This is a genomic window from Pseudomonas sp. GM33 (genome assembly GCF_000282295.1).
Lineage (GTDB): Bacteria > Pseudomonadota > Gammaproteobacteria > Pseudomonadales > Pseudomonadaceae > Aquipseudomonas > Aquipseudomonas laurylsulfatiphila.
The window spans coordinates 17,007-39,065 of record NZ_AKJO01000070.1; the positions used below are offsets into that span (position 1 = coordinate 17,007).

16 protein-coding genes are annotated in these 22,059 nt (G+C 58.1%); 10 read left to right on the forward strand and 6 right to left on the reverse strand.

Annotation, left to right across the window (positions count from 1 at the left end; translation table 11 throughout):
* Positions 1-83 precede the first annotated feature (83 nt).
* On the forward strand, positions 84-1,280 hold the full coding sequence (locus PMI26_RS19750) for a delta-60 repeat domain-containing protein (RefSeq protein ID WP_007973053.1): 1,197 nt from the start codon (positions 84-86) through the stop codon (positions 1,278-1,280).
* 166 nt (positions 1,281-1,446) lie between these two features.
* Here the strand turns inward: PMI26_RS19750 and PMI26_RS19745 are convergent, their stop codons facing one another.
* The 3 genes from PMI26_RS19745 to PMI26_RS19735 all read right to left on the reverse strand — a co-directional run bounded on the left by PMI26_RS19745 (position 1,447) and on the right by PMI26_RS19735 (position 4,884).
* Positions 1,447-1,701, reverse strand: a complete 255-nt coding sequence (locus tag PMI26_RS19745) for a hypothetical protein (protein ID WP_007973054.1) — start codon at positions 1,699-1,701, stop codon at positions 1,447-1,449.
* 146 nt (positions 1,702-1,847) lie between these two features.
* Positions 1,848-3,083 carry an MFS transporter gene (locus PMI26_RS19740; RefSeq protein ID WP_033047681.1) on the reverse strand — a complete coding sequence of 412 codons (1,236 nt, stop codon included), beginning with the start codon at positions 3,081-3,083 and terminating at the stop codon, positions 1,848-1,850.
* Between the two features lie 217 nt (positions 3,084-3,300).
* Positions 3,301-4,884 (reverse strand): peptide chain release factor 3, encoded by a 1,584-nt coding sequence (locus PMI26_RS19735; protein ID WP_007973058.1) that lies wholly within the window; start codon positions 4,882-4,884, stop codon positions 3,301-3,303.
* 497 nt (positions 4,885-5,381) lie between these two features.
* Between PMI26_RS19735 and PMI26_RS19730 the strand changes: the two genes are divergently transcribed.
* The 7 genes from PMI26_RS19730 (at position 5,382) to PMI26_RS19700 (ending at position 13,458) form a co-directional block, all read left to right on the forward strand.
* Positions 5,382-6,131 carry an ABC transporter permease gene (locus PMI26_RS19730; RefSeq protein ID WP_443200838.1) on the forward strand — a complete coding sequence of 250 codons (750 nt, stop codon included), beginning with the start codon at positions 5,382-5,384 and terminating at the stop codon, positions 6,129-6,131.
* Between the two features lie 20 nt (positions 6,132-6,151).
* Positions 6,152-7,045, forward strand: a complete 894-nt coding sequence (locus PMI26_RS19725) for a glycine betaine ABC transporter substrate-binding protein (protein WP_007973061.1) — start codon at positions 6,152-6,154, stop codon at positions 7,043-7,045.
* A 12-nt stretch (positions 7,046-7,057) separates the two neighbouring features.
* Positions 7,058-7,711, forward strand: a complete 654-nt coding sequence (locus PMI26_RS19720; RefSeq protein WP_007973063.1) for an ABC transporter permease — start codon at positions 7,058-7,060, stop codon at positions 7,709-7,711.
* Entirely contained in the window at positions 7,708-8,865 is a 1,158-nt protein-coding gene (locus PMI26_RS19715; RefSeq protein ID WP_007973064.1) for an osmoprotectant ABC transporter ATP-binding protein OsmV, read from the forward strand. The genes PMI26_RS19720 and PMI26_RS19715 overlap by 4 nt, the downstream gene beginning before the upstream one ends.
* A 920-nt stretch (positions 8,866-9,785) precedes the next feature.
* The gene (locus tag PMI26_RS19710; protein WP_007973066.1) at positions 9,786-10,949 is read left to right on the forward strand and encodes a type III PLP-dependent enzyme; all 1,164 of its coding nucleotides are present in this window, start codon (positions 9,786-9,788) and stop codon (positions 10,947-10,949) included.
* Positions 10,950-11,204: 255 nt separating this feature from the next.
* Positions 11,205-12,383, forward strand: a complete 1,179-nt coding sequence (locus PMI26_RS19705) for an alpha-xenorhabdolysin family binary toxin subunit A (RefSeq protein WP_007973068.1) — start codon at positions 11,205-11,207, stop codon at positions 12,381-12,383.
* A gap of 61 nt (positions 12,384-12,444) precedes the next feature.
* Positions 12,445-13,458: an alpha-xenorhabdolysin family binary toxin subunit B gene (locus tag PMI26_RS19700; RefSeq protein ID WP_007973070.1), complete on the forward strand. Its 1,014-nt coding sequence runs from the start codon at positions 12,445-12,447 to the stop codon at positions 13,456-13,458.
* 101 nt (positions 13,459-13,559) lie between these two features.
* Here PMI26_RS19700 and PMI26_RS19695 read toward each other — a convergent pair whose 3' ends face one another.
* Positions 13,560-14,330, reverse strand: coding sequence for a tetratricopeptide repeat protein (locus tag PMI26_RS19695; protein WP_007973072.1), 771 nt, complete (start codon positions 14,328-14,330; stop codon positions 13,560-13,562).
* Positions 14,331-15,011 carry a Fe2+-dependent dioxygenase gene (locus tag PMI26_RS19690; RefSeq protein WP_007973074.1) on the reverse strand — a complete coding sequence of 227 codons (681 nt, stop codon included), beginning with the start codon at positions 15,009-15,011 and terminating at the stop codon, positions 14,331-14,333.
* A 206-nt stretch (positions 15,012-15,217) separates the two neighbouring features.
* Here PMI26_RS19690 and PMI26_RS19685 point away from each other — a divergent pair, with 206 nt between their 5' ends.
* Together PMI26_RS19685 and PMI26_RS19680 are read left to right on the forward strand one after the other, a co-directional pair.
* Positions 15,218-17,542 carry a TonB-dependent receptor gene (locus PMI26_RS19685; RefSeq protein WP_007973075.1) on the forward strand — a complete coding sequence of 775 codons (2,325 nt, stop codon included), beginning with the start codon at positions 15,218-15,220 and terminating at the stop codon, positions 17,540-17,542.
* 255 nt (positions 17,543-17,797) lie between these two features.
* Positions 17,798-20,326 (forward strand): PepSY domain-containing protein, encoded by a 2,529-nt coding sequence (locus PMI26_RS19680; protein ID WP_007973077.1) that lies wholly within the window; start codon positions 17,798-17,800, stop codon positions 20,324-20,326.
* A gap of 119 nt (positions 20,327-20,445) precedes the next feature.
* Here the strand turns inward: PMI26_RS19680 and PMI26_RS19675 are convergent, their stop codons facing one another.
* Positions 20,446-21,987: an alkaline phosphatase D family protein gene (locus PMI26_RS19675; RefSeq protein ID WP_007973079.1), complete on the reverse strand. Its 1,542-nt coding sequence runs from the start codon at positions 21,985-21,987 to the stop codon at positions 20,446-20,448.
* Positions 21,988-22,059: the final 72 nt, after the last annotated feature.

Consider the following 22,059-nt stretch of genomic DNA (forward strand, 5'->3'; position numbering starts at 1 on the left):
CATGAGTCGTGATGACGGGCTTGTCACGCGACTCGCGGCATAAACCCGCAAGCGTTCGAAAACTATAAGGACAGGTGAAGCTCATGGGCACTCAAGCAAAAGACGTAAACCTGCTGTACGCCGGTCAACTCGACCCGGCATTTGGTGTTGTTGGTCAGATCCGGCCCAATTTTCTGGCCGGCTCGGCCAGGGCCGTTGTGTTATCGGCTGAAGGTTCCCTGACCTACGCCACTCGGCAGGGAGAGGGTTTCACTCTGTACCGCACCGATTCTGACGGTATCAAGGACAAGGCGTTTGGCAATGACGGGAACACAGGTGAGTGGCAATTCGTCAGCGGTAAAAAGGCAAGTCCGTCGCGTTTGCTACTGCAAGAGGATCGCAAGATCCTGGTGATCGGTGATACCCGGGAACCCGACGGTATTGGCCGGGCAGCACTGAGACGCTTTCATGCCAACGGCAGCCCTGACCTGGACTTCGGCAGTGTCGTCGTTCCTGTAGCACAGCATGATTATTCCCAAGTGGCATTGATCGACGGTTGCCTGCAGGGTGATGGAAAAATACTTGTGGCGTTCAGCTATTTCATCAGTGAGTCCGAAGGGTCACTGCTGGCTCGCCTGCACAATAATGGCGAACTCGATACCGGTTTCGGCAAAAGCGGTTTTGTCGAGATCGAAACCGGGGGCGACTTCATCCGGCTTTGCAGCGTTGTGATTCAAGACGGAAAAATCGTTGTTGGCGGAACCACCACATCCGGTCAGCTTGTTCTTGCACGATTTGATCTGGAGGGGAAGGTCGATAGCCAATTTGGTGTCGATGGTTTTGCCTTCCTGGCATCAACGGATGGCTCACTCAAAATGAGTCAACTCATTCAGCAGGCTGATGGGAAGCTGGTATGCGCCGGCGGTCTCAAGGAGAGCATGGGCATGGCGATGAGGTTTACCGCAGACGGTCACCCCGATAAGGAGTGGAATGGCGGGCTTCCTGTATTCACCAACACCGGTCCTGAAACATTCTGGCGATCCCTGGCCCAGCAGCCGGATGACAAGATTGTCGTGGTCGGTTACAACCGGGCACTCCATATCATCGCTGGCAGGTTGTTGCCCAATGGCGACTATGACACCCACTTCGGCGGGACGGGGTCCGGGTGGGTTTCTTTTGGTCCTTCAGGAGGATTGCCGTGGGATATGAAGGTCCAGAGCGGTGCTCGCATTATCGTTGGCGGCGAGGCTTTCATTGAAGCAGGGAATCGCGGCCCGGTCGTCTACGGGCTCCAGGCCTGATCCCGTTCTCGACGGCGCGGCATAAAAACAGTGGGAGCGGGCTTGCTCGCGAATGCGATCTGCCATTCAAAATTAATGCTGACTGACACACCGCTTTCGCGAGCAAGCCCGCTCCCACAGGGTTGGAGTTGTAACCCAACCCCTTCTACCGCTCGCCATCGAGCGATTACGTCTGGCTATCGCCCTCTTCTTCATCGGAGTCCGGCTCGTCGGTGGTCGAGTCATCGTCGTTGTCAGCACCACCCTGCCCCTGATCTCCCGGTTCCGATTCGGATTTGGCGAGCATCAACCCCGCGTATCCCGCTTGCCCGCTCGAAGCCTGCTCCCCGTGATCGATGCACTCGGCCCACGCCGTCGACGTTCCGAGCGATAGCATCACCAACACCTTCAACAGCAGTAAAACGCGAAACAACCTGTTCATAGCCGATTCCTTCCTTTCGTGGAGTGCCTGTCTGGCGCTGAGTGAAATCTAGTTCCGATCAGCCGGGTTCTCCAGATTGGACGCTGACGAGCGAGCAGAAATGCACTCGGCAGAAAGACCGGTTTCAAATATACCCAATAGCCGGATCAACTAAGCGAAACCGTTCGGCCAGGTTGCCCCTCAAGCTTGTCTGGAGCGCGAGGACGGGTGGCCTGATAAATCATGGGTATGGACAGCAGCGCCAGTGCCGCACTGGCCAGCCACACACTGTGCCCGCCAAAGTGACCGTACAACTGACCGCCAAGCATGGGCGACAACAGTGCACTCGCACTCCAGCTCATGAAAAACACGCCAAAGTACTGCCCGCTTTTTCCACGTTGCGCATGCTGCATGACCCGTGCATTCAGTGGCGGCATGAACAGCGCCTCGCCCAATGTCCAGACCACCGTCGACAGACAGGCATAGAGCAGCCCGGAACCCAACGGCAACATACCGAGCCCACAGGCCAGCAACAGACTGCCCGCCACCAGTTGGCGACGCGTGCCCCAACGTTCACCCCAATGGGCCAACGGAATCTGTAACGACACCACCAATACGGCATTCAATGCGAACTGCCAGCCGATCGCTTCGGTGCTCAGGCGATAGTAATCACGCAGATAGTTACCCAGCGTGCTGTAGACCGTGTCGAATGCCATCCCGAGCAAGACCGTCGTCGCCAATAACCAGAGAAAGGGTTTGTCGCGATACGGCACGCATGAGCCTGAGTCGGTATCAGGTCTCTCATCAGGCACCAGTACCGGTCGGCGCCATGTCGTGCGGACAAACCAGAGCAAGGCCAGCAGGGTCATGGCCGCGCTGGCGAAGAACACCCAGCGAAAATCGGTCTGCGCCAAAACGCCGCCGGCCACCCCGGCAGCGGCCATTCCGAGGTTCCGGGCTACCCGGCTCAAGGCCTGTGCCCGGGAACGCTGCGCAACCTCGCAATACTCCATGATCAGCCGCTGATGCAGCGTACGGATCGCCCCGTCGACGGCCCCGCTGAGCAACAGCAGCCCGCCCAGCAACGGCACCTGCGTGACCAGCCCGAGCAGGATCAGCACCCACATCGACACAAAGAACAACGCCGCGGTGAGCCGTGCCGTGCGCACATGGTCACTGAGCAAACCACCGAGCATCGAGCCGATCAGCAATCCAGCGCCATAGGCTGACAACAGCCAGCCAACGGTTTCAATTGCCAGCCCCAGTTCCTGACGCAGGTACAGCGCCATGAACAACTTGACCATGCTGCTCAGTCGATTGATGAACAACAGCGCCGCGAGCACCCAGGCCATCACGCCGAAATAGCCGTCCAGCCTCAGCCGATGAGTCAGCCGATGCGTCATTCCCTTGATCATCAAGATGGCCGCTGATTGCGAAATGTGTCTTGAACACTAAACGCCAACAACTGACTTGTCGCGGGCAAATCTCCCCATAGGAGAAAAGCAGAGGCGGGCTACAAACGGGAAGGAAAAGACCTACACAATCGCCTCCAGCGCAAAAATCAATCCAAAAAAAACCCACTGCTTTCACAGTGGGCTTTCGGGTGTCGCCATTGAGCGCTTAGTGATGCTCGCGGGTCGCACGGAATTTCACGTCCGGCCAACGCTCTTCCATCAGTGCCAGGTTGACCCGCGTAGGCGCGAGGTAGGTCAGGTGACCGCCGCCGTCCAGTGCCAGGTTTTCCACAGCCTTGTTGGAGAATTCCTCAAGCTTCTTCTTGTCGCTGCATTCGATCCAGCGCGCGGAATAAACAGTGATCGGCTCGTAGGAGCACTCGACCTTGTATTCCTCTTTCAAACGGCTGGCGACCACATCGAACTGCAGCACACCGACGGCGCCTAGGATGATGTCGTTACTGCGTTCCGGGAAGAACACCTGGGTCGCGCCTTCTTCGGCCAACTGCTGCAAGCCCTGGCGCAGTTGCTTGGATTTCAGCGGATCCTTCAGGCGCACGCGGCGGAACAGTTCCGGGGCGAAGTGCGGGATGCCGGTGAAGCCCAGGACTTCGCCTTCGCTGAAGGTGTCGCCGATCTGGATGGTGCCGTGGTTGTGCAGGCCGATGATGTCGCCGGCAAACGCCTCTTCCAGTTGCTCACGCTCGGAGGAGAAGAAGGTCAGCGCATCGCCGATCCGCACGTCCTTGCCGGTGCGCACATGGCGCATCTTCATGCCTTTTTCGTACTTGCCGGAGCAAATACGCATGAAGGCGATGCGGTCGCGGTGTTTAGGGTCCATGTTCGCCTGGATCTTGAAGATGAAGCCCGAGAACTTCTCTTCCACCGGCTCCACGGTGCGCTCGTTGGCCACCCGGGCCAGCGGGCGTGGAGCCCAATCAACGACGGCGTCGAGGACATGGTCGACACCGAAGTTGCCCAGCGCCGTACCGAAGAACACCGGGGTCAACTGACCGTCGAGGAATTCCTGCTGGTTGAACTCGTGGCAGGCGCCCTGCACCAGCTCAAGCTGTTCGAGGAAACGCTCGTACTCGTCACCCAGGTGCGCACGGGCTTCATCGGAGTCGAGCTTCTCGATGATCTTGGTTTCGGTGCGCTCATGGCCGTGACCGGCGGTGTACACGATGATGTAGTCGTCGGCGAGGTGATACACGCCTTTGAAGTCACGGTAGCAACCGATCGGCCAGGTGATCGGCGCGGCCTTGATCTTGAGGACGGCTTCGATTTCGTCGAGCAGTTCGATCGGGTCGCGGATATCACGGTCGAGTTTGTTGATGAAGCTGACGATCGGCGTGTCACGCAGACGGCAGACGTCCATCAGGGCGATGGTCCGTGGCTCCACACCTTTACCGCCGTCGAGAACCATCAAGGCCGAGTCCACCGCGGTCAGGGTGCGGTAGGTATCTTCGGAGAAGTCTTCGTGGCCCGGAGTGTCGAGCAGGTTGATCATGTGCTCGCGATACGGGAACTGCATGACCGACGTGGTAATGGAAATACCACGCTGCTTTTCCATTTCCATCCAGTCGGAGGTGGCATGGCGGTCGGATTTACGAGATTTCACCGTACCGGCTACCGCGATCGCCTTGCCCATCAGCAAGAGTTTCTCGGTGATGGTGGTCTTACCGGCATCGGGGTGGGAAATAATGGCGAAAGTGCGGCGTTTCGCGACTTCGGCGGCCTGTTTGGTCATGGGAAATCGCCTGGCAGGTGATTCAAAAAAGGGCGGCGAGTATAGCTTAAAAAGTGATCGACGGACCACCGTCCATACACCCCGATCCCCCTGTAGGAGCTGCCGAAGGCTGCGATCTTTTGATCCTGTTTTTTAGAAGCAAAGTCAAAAGATCGCAGCCTTCGGCAGCTCCTACAGGTGGCCACATGGCATTTAATGTGGGAACCTTTTAAAGCACGGAGACGTCCACTCCCCCGTAACCACCACTCGTCGGGGGCCTGAAACACCTGCGATTCGGCCTGACGAGGCTGTGCTCATGGCTCGATTGCCCTGCGCCAACCCCCTGTAGGAGCGAGCCCGCTCGCGATGGACTTCAACGATAACGCTGGGTACCTGAATGTACGCGTTGTCTGGACGTTTTTCGCGAGCAAGCTCGCTCCTACGGTGGAACGCGCTCGGCATGAGCTGCTTCTCGCGATCATTTTTTCGGCAGCCAAGCAAGGCATTGCCACACGAAAATGTGTTCGCCGACTGAAAAAAGGAGTCCGCCTGTGGCTATCCGCTATGGCAAAGGGCTGATGGGAGGCGCGTTGGTAATCGCCCTTCTGGCCCTGCTGATCCAATGGATCGGCATCAACACGATCGAACACTACCGCGACGATTTGCTGTTTTACCTGCAAGCTCATCTGATTCTCGTCCTCGCTTCCATGCTGGCCGCCCTTATCGTGGGCCTCCCCGCCGGTATCTTGCTCAGCCGCCCGTCCATGGTCGGTCGTGCTGAACGCTTCATGCAGTTCTTCAACATTGGCAACACCGTTCCGCCCCTGGCCGTCCTGGCCATTGCCCTGGGCATCCTCGGCATCGGCAGTGGCCCGGCCATCTTCGCCCTGTTCCTCGCCTCCTTGCTGCCTATCGTGCGCAACACTTATGAGGGCCTGAAAAACGTTCAGGGCTCGCTCAAGGAAGCCGCCGTCGGCATCGGCATGACCCCGCGTCAGGTATTGTGGAAAGTCGAGCTGCCGAACGCCGTGCCGATCATCATCGGCGGCGTGCGCGTGGCGTTGGCGATTAATGTCGGGACGGCGCCGCTGGCGTTCCTGATCGGCGCCAACAGTCTTGGCAGCCTGATATTCCCCGGCATTGCCCTGAACAATCAGCCGCAGTTGCTGCTCGGTGCCGCATGCACCGCATTGCTGGCCCTGTTGCTGGACGGCATGGTCACACTGGGCAGTCGCCTCTGGCTCGAACGCGGCCTGCGCCCGTCTTAAGCCTCGGTAAAGGAACTCTCATGAAAACAACAAGCTTTTTACTAGGCTGCGTTCTGCTGTGCGCAGGATTTGCCCAAGCCGCGGAAAAACCCTTGATCCGCATCGGCGCCCGGGTGTTCACCGAACAGACCCTGCTGGCGGAAATCACCGCGCAATACCTGCGCACCAAGGGTTACGACGTGCAAGTGACCGGAGGTCTCGGCAGCAACCTCGCCCGCAGCGCCCATGAAAGCGGTCAACTGGACATGCTCTGGGAATACACCGGTGTGTCGCTGGTGGCCTACAACCATGTCACCGAAAAACTCGACAGCGAACAGTCCTACGCGCGAGTGAGAGAACTCGACGCACAAAAAGGCCTGGTCTGGCTCACTCCGTCGAAGTTCAGCAACACCTACGCCCTTGCCCTGCCGAAAAACGTCGCTGACCAATACCCGCAGATCAACACCATCAGTGAGCTGAACAGCGTGCTGCGCAAGGAGGCCAAGACCAACAATCTGGTGGCACTGGACACCGAGTTTGCCAACCGCTCGGACGGACTCGCAGGCATGGTCCAGCTGTACGACATGAACCTGACCCGCAAAAACATCCGGCAGATGGACGCCGGTCTCGTCTACACCGCGCTGCGCAATGGCCAGGTGTTTGCCGGCCTGGTCTACACCACTGACGGCCGCCTGAATGCCTTCAAGCTGAAACTGCTGGAAGACGACAAGCATTACTTCCCCGACTACACCGCCGCACCGGTGGTGCGTCAGGCCTGCCTCGACGCGCATCCGCAACTGGCCGCACAGCTCAAGCCACTGGCGGAACTGTTCGACGACAACACCATGCGCGAGCTCAACGCGCGGGTGGATGTCGATCACCAGAGTCCTTCAGCCGTGGCCGCCGATTTCCTGCGCCAGCATCCATTGAACTGAGAAGGAGAAGTCATGGAATTCTTGAACGCCTTTTCCCATCTCGACTGGCAACAGGTGATGCATCTGACCGGGCAACACATCACCCTGGTCGGCATCGCCGTGACCCTGGCAATTCTGGTCGGCGTGCCACTGGGCATCCTGATGACGCGCTTCCCGAGTCTCGCCGGGCCCTTGCAGGCCAGTGCCACGGTGCTGCTGACGGTGCCGTCGATTGCCCTGTTCGGCCTGTTGTTGCCGTTCTACTCCAAATTCGGCCAGGGCCTCGGCCCGATGCCGGCGATCACCGCAGTGTTCCTCTATTCACTGCTGCCGATCATGCGTAACACCTACCTGGCCCTGACCAGCGTCGAACCGGGCATCCGCGAAGCAGCGCGCGGCATCGGCATGACGTTCGGCCAGCGCCTGCGCATGGTTGAGCTGCCCATCGCCGTGCCAGTGATCCTTGCCGGCGTGCGCACCGCCGTGGTCATGAACATCGGCGTCATGACCATCGCCGCCGCCATCGGTGCCGGTGGCCTCGGTGTACTCATCCTCGCTTCCATCAGCCGCAGCGACATGTCGATGCTGATCGTCGGCGCCGTGCTGGTCAGTGTGCTGGCGATCATCGCCGACCTGATCCTGCAAGTACTGCAACGCTCGCTGACTCCAAAAGGACTCCTGAAATGATCGAACTTCAAAACCTCAGCAAGACCTTCCAAAGCAACGACAAGGATGTGAAAGCCGTGGACTCGGTGAGCCTGACCGTCAATGAAGGCGAAATCTGCGTGTTTCTCGGGCCATCGGGTTGCGGCAAAAGCACCACGCTGAAAATGATCAACCGCCTGATCAAACCCACCTCGGGCAGGATCCTGATCAACGGCGAAGACACCACCGGCCTCGACGAAGTGACGCTGCGCCGCAACATCGGTTACGTGATCCAGCAGATCGGCCTGTTCCCGAACATGACCATCGAAGAGAACATCGTGGTCGTACCGAAACTGCTCGGTTGGGACAAACAGAAATGCCACGACCGCGCCCGCGAGTTGATGAGCATGATCAAGCTCGAACCCAAGCAGTACTTGCATCGCTATCCACGGGAGTTGTCCGGTGGCCAGCAACAACGGATCGGCGTGATTCGCGCCCTGGCGGCAGATGCGCCATTACTGTTGATGGACGAACCGTTCGGCGCGGTCGACCCGATCAACCGCGAGATGATCCAGAACGAATTCTTCGAGATGCAGCGGGCGCTGAACAAGACCGTGATCATGGTCAGCCATGACATCGACGAGGCGATCAAACTCGGCGACAAGATCGCGATCTTCCGCGCTGGCAAGCTATTGCAGATCGATCACCCGGACACCTTGCTCGCCCACCCGGCGGATGAGTTTGTCAGCAACTTCGTCGGCCAGGACAGCACGCTCAAGCGCCTGCTGCTGGTAAAAGCCGAAGACGCGGCGGACAACGCGCCCTCCGTCAGCCCGCAAACCCCGGTGGCCGAGGCGCTGGAATTGATGGACGAGCATGACCGTCGCTACGTGGTGGTGACCTGCACAGAGAACAAGGCCCTGGGTTACGTAAGACGTCGCGACTTGCACCGTCAGACCGGCACCTGCGCGCAGTACCAGCGCGAGTTCAACGCCACGGCGGCGTACGACGAGCATTTACGCATCCTGCTGTCGCGCATGTACGAGTTCAACCGGTCGTGGTTGCCGGTGATGGATGCCGAGCGGGTGTTTTTGGGTGAAGTGACGCAGGAGTCGATTGCGGCCTACCTGAGTTCGGGGCGTTCGCGGGGGATGAAAACCAATATTGTCTCGCCGGCCGAGGCAGTAGTCGCCTGACAGCTTGCTCGGTAAAAATACAAAACCTGTGGGAGCGAGCTTGCTCGCGATGGCATTTTCACAGCCAACATCGTAGTTGACTGACTTAACGCTATCGCGAGCAAGCTCGCTCCCACAGCTCTTGTGCAATTTTTCAGGGATTCGCAGACCGGAAAAAAATATCAACAGCAGCGGATGCAAAAGCTATCCCAACATACCTTTTGAAATAGCCAAATCCCCCCTCAGCCCATCTTCTCGCAGCCAACGTCGGCGATGTTGACGCCATCACACTTATCCATAAATTGGCGCACAAAAGCATCGAACGTGCAGGTATTTTTAACACTTCACAATTCTTCGGGAACATCCGACTGTCATCTGAGTCGGTTACAAAGAGTGATGCCCGCAACGCGCGTCAGAAGAGTGCAAAAACGCGACATTTTTTGTTGATCTCAAGCCCCTCACGCCCTAAAGTTCGCGCCGAACGTCCATGCTGGAAACGATCCATCCGGCTCAAGTACTGACGACGAGACAGCAAGGCCAAGGGAAAGCTGCACTTCCCATGGCCTTTTTGCTTTCGGCGACATGCCTTGGGAAGTAGGCGAACCAAAGTGGGGATACGGAGGACGTTCAGGAGGGTGTGTCATCAATGAATTCACGAGTGCGCCGGAGCCTGCTTTTGCGCAGGGCAAGGCGCGAGGACCGCAGTTTGGTTGTTCCAAATAAGGGACGAGCAACGCAGCCCTGCGCAAAAGCAGGCCCGGCCCTTCGGGTTGTGCCTGAGCGCGCGCCATGCTGCGTTGCAAGCCTTGCGAAGGGAATGACCATTAGCGGCGGCCTGCGCCTTGCCTGGCACGCGCTCAGGCGCAACGCACTCGCGAATTCATTGATGACACACCCTCGCACCCATTGATAATTTTAGTTTGCCAGTAGGAGTTCCCAGCATGTCGATCCAAGTCGAAGACTATTTCGCGCGTGAAACCTTTCAGAAAATGAAGGCGTTCGCCGACAAACAGGAAACCCCGTTCGTGGTGATCGACACCGCGATGATCGCCCAGGCCTACGACGACCTGCGCGCCGGTTTCGAATTCGCCAAGGTCTACTACGCGGTCAAGGCCAACCCGGCCGTTGAAATCATTGACCTGCTCAAAGAGAAAGGCTCGAGCTTCGACATCGCTTCGATCTATGAGCTGGACAAAGTGCTGAGCCGTGGCGTCAGCGCCGACCACATCAGCTACGGCAACACCATCAAGAAATCCAAGGACATCCGCTACTTCTACGAGAAGGGCGTGCGCCTGTTTGCCACCGACTCCGAAGCCGACCTGCGCAACATCGCCAAGGCCGCCCCGGGTTCGAAAGTCTACGTGCGTATCCTGACCGAAGGCTCGACCACCGCCGACTGGCCGTTGTCGCGCAAATTCGGTTGCCAGACCGACATGGCCATGGACTTGTTGATCCTCGCTCGCGACCTGGGCCTGGTACCTTACGGCATTTCGTTCCACGTCGGCTCGCAGCAGCGCGATATCAGCGTCTGGGACGCGGCGATCGCCAAGGTCAAAGTGATCTTCGAGCGCCTTAAAGAAGAAGACGGCATCCACCTGAAGCTGATCAACATGGGCGGCGGCTTCCCGGCCAACTACATCACCCGCACCAACAGCCTGGAAACCTACGCAGAAGAAATCATCCGCTTCCTCAAGGAAGACTTCGGTGACGACCTGCCGGAAATCATCCTGGAACCGGGCCGTTCGCTGATCGCCAACGCTGGCATCCTGGTCAGCGAAGTGGTGCTGGTCGCACGCAAGTCCCGTACCGCGGTAGAGCGTTGGGTGTACACGGACGTGGGCAAGTTCTCCGGCCTGATCGAAACCATGGACGAAGCCATCAAGTTCCCGATCTGGACCGAGAAGAAAGGCGAGATGGAAGAAGTAGTCATCGCCGGCCCTACCTGCGACAGCGCCGACATCATGTACGAAAACTACAAATACGGCCTGCCGCTGAACCTGGCCATCGGTGATCGCCTGTACTGGCTGTCGACCGGTGCGTACACCACCAGCTACAGCGCTGTCGAGTTCAATGGTTTCCCGCCGCTGAAGTCGTTCTACGTGTAAATCCCGCCCGTTATATAAAAAAGGCCTGTGAGTAATCACAGGCCTTTTTTTATTTTCACCGCAGCACCAACTCTCAACACATTAAGTTTCGATATCGGAACATCGAACCTTATCCAGCATAAACAGTAAATCGCCAATTTTCCTCCACCATCAGACACACACTGAAACTCTTCACAACTTAACTTTAACCACAGCCACCATTACTTTTCAGTGACGACAACACCCCCATAACGCAATAACATAAAAGGGATTTTCATGTTAGCCACTGAAGAACAGGTCATTACCGCAGAACAACTAAATTCATTGACATCGGATTTCATGGGGGCCGTTTCCGGCACTCTCGAGGGTGTCGAGCGTGAAAAAGGATTATTGGTCACAAATGACGATATCAGAAAAATCAAACGCTACGTCAATGTCGGGCTTACACTCCCCATCGAAATTGATGAAATAGAACAGATATACAATTTCGACCAGGTGGATATCATCGGACTCAAATCTGCCGATATGCAAACCCTGTTCCTGCCCATGAGAAGCCATGCTGCCTCTTGGTCACCACTGGAATCCAACATGAAGAAAGTCGGCTCGGACCTTCATGTGTTTGCCGACAACTTCACCTCAAACAGCCAATCCATCATTAAGTACCTGGAGGGCCTTCCCAGTTACATTAGCGGAACCGGAAAAGTCGGCGACCTGAGCCCGGAGGAAATCGAAAATCTTCCGGAAATCCAATTGACTGAAGGTGAAAAACAAAAAATCCCGGCATTACTGGAGCTGGTTGAAGAGCTTAAATCCGTTATTATCGAACACAGCGCAAGCACAAAGACAACCAAAGACCAGATCAGCAAATTCAAATTTGACATCAACGCGCTAAAGTCGAAACTTGGTTTAAAAGTAACCTTGTGCAACAGCCATAACTTCGATAAAAAAATAGAAAAACTCAATGACGACCTTAAATTTCTCAATGAGCGCATCGACCAAAAGCTCGCGGAAATCGGAGAATATTCCAAAAGCAAATGGTGGGGAGTCTTCGGTGGCATAGTTGGCTTTATCGTTACTTCTACAATATATGGAGCCAAGGCCAACAAGGCTCGTAACGAACTGGAGCAGCTAACAACCAAACGACGCGAAATCGAATCAGAGATCGCAACCACCAATACGGTCCTCGCGTCGTTGCTGGCATTCGAAACCAGCCTCCAGGACCTGCACCTCAGGATTGAAGATGCTGCTGGCAGTTCATCGAACCTCGAAAGCCTCTGGCAGTTGATACAGACTTACGTCGAGTCCTCCAGCAAAAGACTGGATGGCGTTACCAATGCCATGTACTTGGTAACTTTTGCCACCAAACTAACCACGATGATGGATAACTGGTCAGCGATAAAAAAGCAGGCGGGCGATTTACTGACTGCCTTCAACAATGCCACAAGCGACTCCTGACATCCCGGCTTGCGCCGCACATGCCAAACCAAACATTTATTTTCTAAAAAACGGAAAAATCATGACCCTACATACTCTCGGCTCGCAATTCCAGTACCCCTCTCCCGACATGAAGAAAATCAAGCAAAACAGGGATGAAATCCACTATAAAATCCGCACATTAAGCACTGTCTATCTACCGGTACTCGGGGAGCAACTGGCATCGTTGCTGGAGGAACTAAACGCCATCGACAAGCAAGCACTTAGCAGCCTGACTCTGTTGCCTAGCGTTTTACCCATTGGCGAAATTCAACGCTTTCACACCATCATCGAGAATCTGAAACTCGAACCCTCTACCCCCGAGCAACAGGAAGCCATAGATAGTTTTTACGAAGAAATCAATTCGTCAATTAAAACCGGTACGTCCGAAGTCTTAAAACACTCAACAACGCTGAACAACAACCTGACGAACTTTAAAGCAGTAACCCTCAGCGACAACCAATACCGCATCAAGGAACTGGAAGACTCCATCAGCAACATCAGCCCGCATATAGCAGAACTGGAAAGCGACATTGAGAAACTGACAACTGACGAATCAGAGCTGAATGGTGCCATTAAACTCATTGAAGCAACGGACACTTTCTCACTGATCAAGGAGCTGTTTCTCACGGCGGAAAAACTTGCAGGGCTTAATCTCTCCGCCCCTCAAGTTGAACTCGTCAAGACTGGCATTGCCGCCGCCGGCAAGATTCTCAACTTAATCAGTGACAGAATCAAATATGACAATTTGATTGAAGCCAGGCGCCAGATTCAGGCGCGCCTTGATGATCGTCGTCGAAACCTGATTAGCATCAAACAAGATGTAAAGCTCTTGCAGGATCGAAAAAGTCAGTTGGTGGAATTCCAGTCCGTGCAAACCCCGAGAGAGGCTTACACGAATGAGATAAGCACCCTCGCCGATGCCATTGATAAATTCCTAGAGATTAATGAACATGATGCTACCGACGATTTCAGTTCGGTTGTTAAACTGTTCATCGAACAGTCGAACATCTTCATCAAACATTTGAAAAATCTTCGCCAGGAATGGAAAAGCTAAACCGGGTCCGCTCCAGCTGGAAGTAGCATCCTGATCAGCGCGAGCGAAGGCACACACAACGCCATTTCGCTCGCCCCGATAACCGCTGCAGTTCTCGGTATCTAGGCCACCTGCGCCTGATTTTGCAATTGTTCGGCACGCTGCTGAAAGCGCGAGGCCAATGCCTGCAGATCGGGGTGGGGAGCCTGCAGCAGTGCCTGGCCGCTCACTCGCAGGAAATTCAGGTTGCCAGCCTCCAACGCCCGATCAAGCCATACCAAGGCCTCTTCGACGTTCCCGTCCTGCGCCAGAACCGCCGCATAACTGAACTGCCCGCGAAAATCCCCGCCCTCTGCGGAACGTCTATACCACTCGAAAGCGGCATCCGGGTCGGCCCGGCAAAATCGGCCCTCCTCCAGATAGCGCCCCAGCAGGTTCATCGACTTCGCATGGCCGAGGTCCGTCGCACGCCGGTACCAGCCCAGCGCCAATGCCTGATCTTCGGCCACACCGCGCCCGGTGGCCAACAGATTGGCGAGGTTATACATCGCCCAGTCCAGCCCACCCTGCGCTGCAATCCGGTAATGCCGCGCCGCAATCGAGGCGTCGGCAACACACCCCCAACCATGCTCATGACAACGGCCGAGCATATTGCGTGACATCAGGTGCCCCTGGCGCGCAGCGATGCCAAACCAGCGCAACGCCAGCGGCTGGTCCTGGGCGATTCCCTGGCCGTCGAGCAGAATCTGCCCGAGCAAGGCCTGGGCCTCGACCTCACCTTCACGTGCGGCGATCAGGATGGCCTGGGCCGCGCGGGCCGGACTTTCGTCGAGCATGGAGCGCAGGCGCTCGCCATCGAGCATTTCCTCGCGGCGTAAACGAAAATCCGCCACTTACACCTCGACCCAGCGACGCAACAGATTGTGATAGGTGCCGGTCAGGCGAATCAGCGACGGATGATCAGGGACATCGCGGGTCAGTTGCTGGATGGCCCCGTCCATCTCGAACAACAGGGCGCGCTGACTGTCTTCGCGCACCAGGCTTTGCGTCCAGAAAAACGAGGCGAGTCGCGTTCCGCGTGTCACCGCGTTGACCTTGTGCAGGCTGGTGCCGGGGTACAGCACCATGTCGCCGGCGGGCAGTTTCACCCGCTGAGTGCCGAAGGTGTCCTGGATTTCCAGCTCGCCGCCGTCGTAATCCTCGGGTTCGCTGAAGAACAGCGTGGCAGACAAATCCGTGCGCACCCGCTCGATGCTGCCTTTAGGCTGGCGCACCGCGTTGTCGATATGGAAATCGAAACTGCCACCGGCGGTGTAACAGTTCACCAACGGAGGAAAGACTTTGTGCGGTAGTGCAGCCGACATGAACAGCGGATTCTTCCACAGCCGCTCCAGCATCGCCGCGCCGATCTCCTTGGCCAACGGGTGGCCTTCCGGCAGTTGCAAATTGTGCTTGGCCTTGGCCGACTGGAAGCCGGCGGTGATCTTGCCATCGGCCCAATCGGCCTGTTCCAGAGCCTCGCGAATGCGCTGCACCTCGTCTTTCTCGAACAGGCCTGGAATGTGCAGCAGCATGACAAGACACCTGAAAACAAAGGGATGGCAATGGTATTGATTCTTATTGCCTATGTAAAACCCAACAGACGAACGAGACAGCAAAAACCGTAAGGGTAAATTGTAAAGAATGTAAATTAAGCGCAAATAGTAATATTTCGCAATTGATACAAATACGTGTTTACCCTATATTCCGCCGCCTCAAATCCTTGGGGAGGGGAATTCAAATGTCGCGTCAGCAACCACAAGTACCGGTCAGTTCACCACGTCTGCTCGCATCGGCCATCGGCATGGCGATTACTGCCGGCTCTGCGGGCCACATGGTTTTCGCGGCGGAAAAAACCGACGGGAAAACACCGGACAATGTGATTTCGCTGGGCGCCACCGCCATCACTGGCGAAGCCCAGGACGAGACAACCTACAACGTAGAGAAAGCCTCCTCGCCCAAGTACACCGCGCCGCTGATCGACACGCCGCGCTCGGTGACCGTTGTTCCGCAACAGGTCTTGAAAGACACCGGTTCGCTCAACCTGCAGGACGCGTTGCGCACGGTTCCAGGCATCACCTTCGGTGCCGGTGAGGGCGGCAACCCGCAAGGCGACCGACCGTTCATCCGTGGCTTCGACGCCCAGGGCGACACCTATCTGGACGGCGTGCGCGATACCGGTTCCCAGAGCCGCGAGATCTTCGCCGTTGAATCGATTGAAGTCAGCAAAGGTCCGAACTCCGCGATCGGCGGCCGTGGCGCAGCCGGCGGCAGCATCAACCTGGTGAGCAAGAAAGCGCACCTGGGCGATTCACTCGACGGCGGTTTCACCTGGGGTTCCGACCAGACCCAGCGCTACACTTTCGACGGCAACTACCAGTTCACCGACACCGCCGCTGGCCGTCTGAACCTGCTGAGCCACGAGAGCAACGTCGCCGGGCGTGACAGCGTCAACTACGACCGCTGGGGTGTTGCACCGTCCCTGGCCTTCGGCCTGGGTACGGACACTCGCGTCAACCTCGACTACTACCACCTGGAAAGCAACGACACGCCGGATTCGGGCATTCCGTATTCGATCCCGGCCGGTGGCTCGGCTGCGCGTACCAAAGCCAATCCGGACAAGCCGAATGACGGCGGCGACAGCAGCAACTTCTATGGCCTGAACGACCGCGACTTCCGCAAGACCCGTGTCGATACGGCGACCTTCGCCATCGAGCACGACCTGAGCGACGCGCTGACCATCAAGAACACCCTGCGTCACGGCACCAGCATGCAGGATTACATCCTGACCCAGCCGGATGACAGTAAAGGCAACGTCAACAATGGCAGCGTCTGGCGCCGCGCGAACACCCGCGTGAGCAACACCGAAACCACCACCAACCAGACCGACCTGTTTGGTGATATCTACATTGCCGGGTTCAAGAACAGCTTCTCCACCGGTGTCGAGTACACCCATGAGGAAAACCAAAAGTCCTCGTACAACGTCAACACCGACACCACCCCGGGAACAGCCGCAGTGACCACTAACTGCTCGCCGGCACTGATCGGCGCGCCAAGCGGCTACAACTGCACCTCGCTGTCCAATCCGAACCCGAATGACCCGTGGAACGGTGCCATCTCGCGTAACTACGCCGGCACCGACACCAAGGCCGACACCTACGCACTGTATGTGTTCGACACCCTGACGTTGTCCGAGCAGTGGCTGGTGAACATGGGCCTGCGTTACGACCATTTCGACACCAGCTACAAAACCTTCAACGGTTCCAGCGTGACCACGTCCAAGGGCGATGACACCAGCGAATTCGTCACCGGTCAGTTCGGCGTGGTGTACAAACCAGCGGAAAACGGCAGCATCTATGCGTCCTACGCGACGTCCGCCACGCCACCGGGTAACACCCTGGGCGAAGGTTCGGAAGGCAACCCGTTGGGTGGCACGCCGGATCGCAACGGCAATCTGCTGAAAAGCGACATGGAGCCGGAAACCACCAAGAACTACGAAATCGGTACCAAGTGGGACCTGTTGAACGATCGCCTGTCCGTGACCGCCGATATCTTCCGCACCGAAAAAGACAACGCTCGTGTGCAGACCAACACCACCACTTATGAGAACGCCGGCAAAACCCGCGTTCAAGGTATCGAACTGTCGGCCAGCGGCAAGCTCACCGACAAATGGCAAGTGTTCGCCGGGTACGCCTACATGGACAGCGAGCAAGTCGATGGCGGCGACCTGCCGGCCAACAAAGCCAACGATGGCAACGAGCTGCCTAACACGCCGAAAAACAGCGCCAGCCTGTGGACGACTTATCAGGTCACGCCGAAGCTGACCATCGGCGGCGGTGCGTTCTATGTCGATGACGTGTTCGGCAACGTAGCCAACACCACCATGGTTGACTCCTACGTTCGTTACGACGCGATGGCAGCCTACAAGCTGAGCAAAAACGTCGACCTGCAACTGAACGTGCAGAACCTGACGGATGAAACCTACTACGACAAAGCATTCTCGACTCACTTCGCCAACCAGGCGGCCGGTCGCACCGCGTTGCTGAGCACCAACTTCCACTTCTGATTGCCACTCACACTGCAATCCCTGTGGGAGCGAGCTTGCTCGCGATGACGGCGCCACATTCAACATTTATGTTGGCCGACACACCGCTATCGCGAGCAAGCTCGCTCCCACAGGAGAGGGTGAAAGCTGAAGTCAGACCCGGCCCCGTTCATTCACATGAACGGGGCCTTTGTGCGTAAAAAAGAATGCTTCTCGACAACCCCACGGCATAATGCGCGCCGTGATGAATCAACTTGAACGAACAAGGCGAGCGACGTGTTGAAGAAAACCCTGTTCCAGTTGCACTGGTTTTTCGGCATCAGCGCCGGGCTGGTCCTGGCCCTGATGGGCATCACCGGGGCGATGGTGTCGTTTCAGGATGAAATCCTGAGCACACTCAACCCTTCTGTGTTGCAGGTCGAAAAACAGCTCGCCGGCGTGCTGCCGCCTGCCGAACTGGTGGAGCACATCGAAGCCGCTTCGGGCAAAAAAGTCTCGATGCTCACCGTGGAAACCGACAGCGGCAACGCCGCCAAAGTATGGTTCACCCCGCCGCCGGGCGAACGCCGTGGCGAGATGCGCTACTTCGATCCGTACACCGCCGAGTTCCTCGGCGATGCCTCCGGCCAGGGTTTCTTTGGCCTGATGCTGCAACTGCACCGCTTCCTCGCCATAGGCGACACAGGTCGGCAGATCACCGGCGCGTGCACGTTGATCCTGGTGTTCTTCTGCCTGTCCGGCCTGTACCTGCGCTGGCCGCGCCAGTGGAGAAGCTGGCGCGCCTGGCTGACCCTGGACTGGAAGAAAAAGGGTCGCAGCTTCAACTGGGACCTGCACTCGGTGGCCGGCACCTGGTGCCTGGTGTTTTATCTCCTGGCAGCGCTGACCGGGTTGTCCTGGTCCTACGAGTGGTACAACAAGGGGCTGACCCGGTTGCTCTCCGACTCACCGCAGAACGAACGCGTTCGCGGCGGACGTGGCCCTGCGCCGCAAGGTCCGGCACCAACAGCCGATTACGCAGCAATGTGGAGCAGCATCTACAGCGCGGCCGGCCCGCAACTCAGTTCCTATAACGTGCGCATGCCGCCAGTGGCCGGCCAGCCGGCGACCGTTTCCTTCCTGCTGAAAACCTCGCCTCACGACCGCGCCTTGAACCAGATCACCCTCGACCCGGCCACCGGCGTGGTCAAACGGGTTGACCGCTACAGTGACAAGAGCTTCAAGGCGCAACTGCTGACCAGCATCTATGCACTGCATGTCGGCACTTACTTCGGCATCGTCGGGCGCATCATCCTGACCCTCACTGCGCTGAGCATGCCGCTGTTCTTCGTCACCGGCTGGATGCTGTACCTGGATCGTCGCCGCAAAAAACGCCAGATCAAGGACGCTCGCCAAGGTCTCGTAACACCAGTTGATGACGCACCGGCCTGGCTGATCGGCTTCGCCAGCCAGAGCGGGTTCGCCGAACAACTGGCCTGGCAGACCGCCGGGCAATTGCAGGCTGCGGGCCTGCCGGTGAAGGTGCAGCCGCTGGCGAACGTCAGCGAACGGGATTTGCAGGACTCGAACAACGCACTGTTCGTCGTCAGTACTTTCGGTGATGGTGAAGCACCAGACAGCGCCCGGGGTTTCGAACGCAAGGTACTGGGCCGCACGCCGAGCCTGGAGCGCCTGAACTATGCAGTCCTCGGCCTCGGCGACCGGCAATATCAACACTTCTGCGGATTCGCCAAACGCCTGCACACCTGGCTCGGCGAACACGGCGGCACAACCTTGTTCGCCCCGGTGGAAGTGGACAGCGGCGATCCTTACGCCTTGCGCCACTGGCAACAGCAACTGGGCCTGCTGACGGGCCAGGCGCCCGTCGACACCTGGCAAGCGCCCAGCTACGACAACTGGACCCTGACCCATCGCGAGTTGCTCAACCCGGACAGCAGCGGTTCCCCGGTGTACTTGCTGGGGCTCAAGCCACCCACCACCAGCAGCTGGCTGGCCGGTGACCTGGTGGAAGTCTTGCCGCGCAATTGCCCATGGGTGATCGAGCATTTCCTCGATGGCCTGGGGATTCACGGTGAGACCAAGGTGCAACTCAACGGCCTGCAGGAAACCCTCGAACAGGCCCTCGCCAGCCGCCAGTTGCCGCAGAACCGCGCCCATCTGGTCGGCCTGCATGCGCAGGCGTTGGCAGAAGCCCTAGTGCCGCTGGCCATGCGCGAGTACTCCATTGCGTCGATTCCGGCCGATGGCGTGCTGGAACTGATCGTGCGCCAGGAAGTGCATGCCGATGGCAACCTCGGCGTCGGTTCCGGCTGGTTGACCGAACACGCGCCAGTGGGCAGTTCCATCAGCCTGCGCGTGCGGCGCAACAGCGGTTTCCATCTGCCGGCCCAACCGGTGCCGATGATCCTGCTGGGCAATGGCACAGGGCTGGCCGGGTTGCGCAGCCTGCTCAAGGCACGGATTGCCGACGGCCAGCAACGTCACTGGCTGCTGTTTGGCGAGCGCAATCGCGAGCATGACTACCTGTGCCGAAAGGAGCTGGAGGAATGGCTGATCAATGGCGATCTGGCGCGACTGGACCTGGCGTTTTCACGTGATCAGGCCGAAAAGATCTACGTACAGGATCGCCTGCGCGAATCGGCGGCCGAACTGAAGCAGTGGCTGGCGGACGGTGCGGTGATCTACATCTGCGGCAGCCTTCAAGGCATGGCTTCGGGTGTGGACCAGGCGCTCAACGAGGTGCTGGGCGCCGCCGAAGTGGAGCGCCTGATCGAACAGGGCCGCTACCGCCGCGACGTGTACTGATTCACCACATCCCCATGTGGGAGCGGGCTTGCTCGCGAAGGCGTCGTGTCAGTCGAAATCATCTGTGCTGACACTCCGCTTTCGCGAGCAAGCCCGCTCCCACATGGGTTCAGTGCCGATCAAACCGGCTGCAACTTCTGCTCGAACACCGACACCCCATCCAGATCGCGCAACACCACGCTCAACTCCCCGCTCTGCCCATCGATGTTCACCTCGCCAAAAAACTGAAACCCGGCAAATGGCGAGAGGTTCTGCGCCGGCGGAGCCTTTTCGAACACCGCTTCAGGACCAAAGGTTTTATCCAGCGGATTCGGTCCGTAACTGCCGGCATTCAAAGGCCCGGCGACGAACTCCCAGAACGGTTCGAAATCCTGAAACGCCGCCCGATCCGGATGGTAATGATGGGCCGCGCAGTAATGCACATCCGCAGTCAGGAACAGGAAATTGCGTACCTGCTGCGCCCGCAGAAAACCGAGCAATTCGGCGATTTCCAGTTCGCGCCCCTGGGCCGGGCCGGGGTCACCGTTGGCCACCGCGTCCCACCGCGTGACACCGGGTCTGACTTCGCCGTCCCCTTCGCCGAGGCCGATGGGCATGTCGGCGGCGATCACTTTCCATTGCGCATTCGAGGCCTGCATTTCGCGCTTGAGCCAGTCCAGTTGCTCGCGACCGAGGAATGGCTTGGCCTCGCCCAGATTGTCGTCATTGGCCCCGCGATAACTGCGCATGTCCACCACGAACACATCGAGCATGGGCCCGTAACCGAGCTTGCGATAGATGCGCCCGCCGCCATCGGTGCTCTGCCAGCGCATCGGCGCGTATTCGAGCCAGGCCTGGCGTGCGCGGTCCACCAGGCTGTGGATATCTTTGCTCTGGTAACGCGCACCCAGCTGCTTGCCGGGCGACCAGTTGTCCACCACTTCGTGGTCGTCCCACTGCCAGATCTGCGGGACCTCGGCGTTGAAGCGACGGATGTTTTCGTCCATCAGGTTGTAGCGGTAATTACCACGGTACTCATCGAGGGTCTCGGCGCTTTTGCTCTTGGCCTCGGTGGTGATGTTGCGCCATACCCGGCCGCCTTCTGTGGTGAGCTGCGCCCGGATCGGGATATCGGCGTAAATGATGTCGCCGCTGTGGATAAAGAAGTCCGGCAGCCGCCGGCGCATCGCCTCGTAGATGCGCATGCCGCCAAAGTCCGGGTTGATGCCGAAGCCCTGGCCGGCGGAGTCGCCGCTCCAGACAAAACGGATGTCGCGCCGGGTCTGCGGCACGCTGCGCAAGTGACCGAACCAGGGCTCGCTGGCAACGCCGCTCTGAGCGTCTTCAAATTGCACTCGATAGAAAATCGCCTGGTCGGCGGGCAGCCCGTTGAGTTCGACCCGCGCGGTAAAATCGGTGCGCGCATCGGCCAGGGGCGAGACGAATCGACGAGGGTTGGGAAACAGGCTGCGGGTGTCCCACTCCACCACCATCCGTGCGGGGCGGTCGCAGCGGCTCCAGATGATCGCCCGGTCACCCAGCAGGTCGCCAGACTGCACGCCGTCGGTGAGTTGCGGCCGATCCTTGACCGAAGCGATCACCGCCGGCGCCAGCCCCGGCAACAACAGCCCGGCGCCGACCGCTTGCACGACACGACGGCGCCCGAGGTTGAAATCGCTCATGGTGCTCCCCCCTTCAGTGGAAAACCAAAGCATGGCTGGATGACTCGGGGATGACACAAAAACTGCCAACAT

Bases quoted from the DNA above. Each gene is read 5' to 3' on its own strand.
- PMI26_RS19750 (WP_007973053.1), top strand. From the start codon at position 84: ATGGGCACTCAAGCAAAAGACGTAAACCTGCTGTACGCCGGTCAACTC.
- PMI26_RS19745 (WP_007973054.1), bottom strand. From the start codon at position 1,701: ATGAACAGGTTGTTTCGCGTTTTACTGCTGTTGAAGGTGTTGGTGATG.
- PMI26_RS19740 (WP_033047681.1), bottom strand. From the start codon at position 3,083: ATGACGCATCGGCTGACTCATCGGCTGAGGCTGGACGGCTATTTCGGC.
- PMI26_RS19735 (WP_007973058.1), bottom strand. From the start codon at position 4,884: ATGACCAAACAGGCCGCCGAAGTCGCGAAACGCCGCACTTTCGCCATT.
- PMI26_RS19730 (WP_443200838.1), top strand. From the start codon at position 5,382: ATGTGTTCGCCGACTGAAAAAAGGAGTCCGCCTGTGGCTATCCGCTAT.
- PMI26_RS19725 (WP_007973061.1), top strand. From the start codon at position 6,152: ATGAAAACAACAAGCTTTTTACTAGGCTGCGTTCTGCTGTGCGCAGGA.
- PMI26_RS19720 (WP_007973063.1), top strand. From the start codon at position 7,058: ATGGAATTCTTGAACGCCTTTTCCCATCTCGACTGGCAACAGGTGATG.
- PMI26_RS19715 (WP_007973064.1), top strand. From the start codon at position 7,708: ATGATCGAACTTCAAAACCTCAGCAAGACCTTCCAAAGCAACGACAAG.
- PMI26_RS19710 (WP_007973066.1), top strand. From the start codon at position 9,786: ATGTCGATCCAAGTCGAAGACTATTTCGCGCGTGAAACCTTTCAGAAA.
- PMI26_RS19705 (WP_007973068.1), top strand. From the start codon at position 11,205: ATGTTAGCCACTGAAGAACAGGTCATTACCGCAGAACAACTAAATTCA.
- PMI26_RS19700 (WP_007973070.1), top strand. From the start codon at position 12,445: ATGACCCTACATACTCTCGGCTCGCAATTCCAGTACCCCTCTCCCGAC.
- PMI26_RS19690 (WP_007973074.1), bottom strand. From the start codon at position 15,011: ATGCTGCTGCACATTCCAGGCCTGTTCGAGAAAGACGAGGTGCAGCGC.
- PMI26_RS19685 (WP_007973075.1), top strand. From the start codon at position 15,218: ATGTCGCGTCAGCAACCACAAGTACCGGTCAGTTCACCACGTCTGCTC.
- PMI26_RS19675 (WP_007973079.1), bottom strand. From the start codon at position 21,987: ATGAGCGATTTCAACCTCGGGCGCCGTCGTGTCGTGCAAGCGGTCGGC.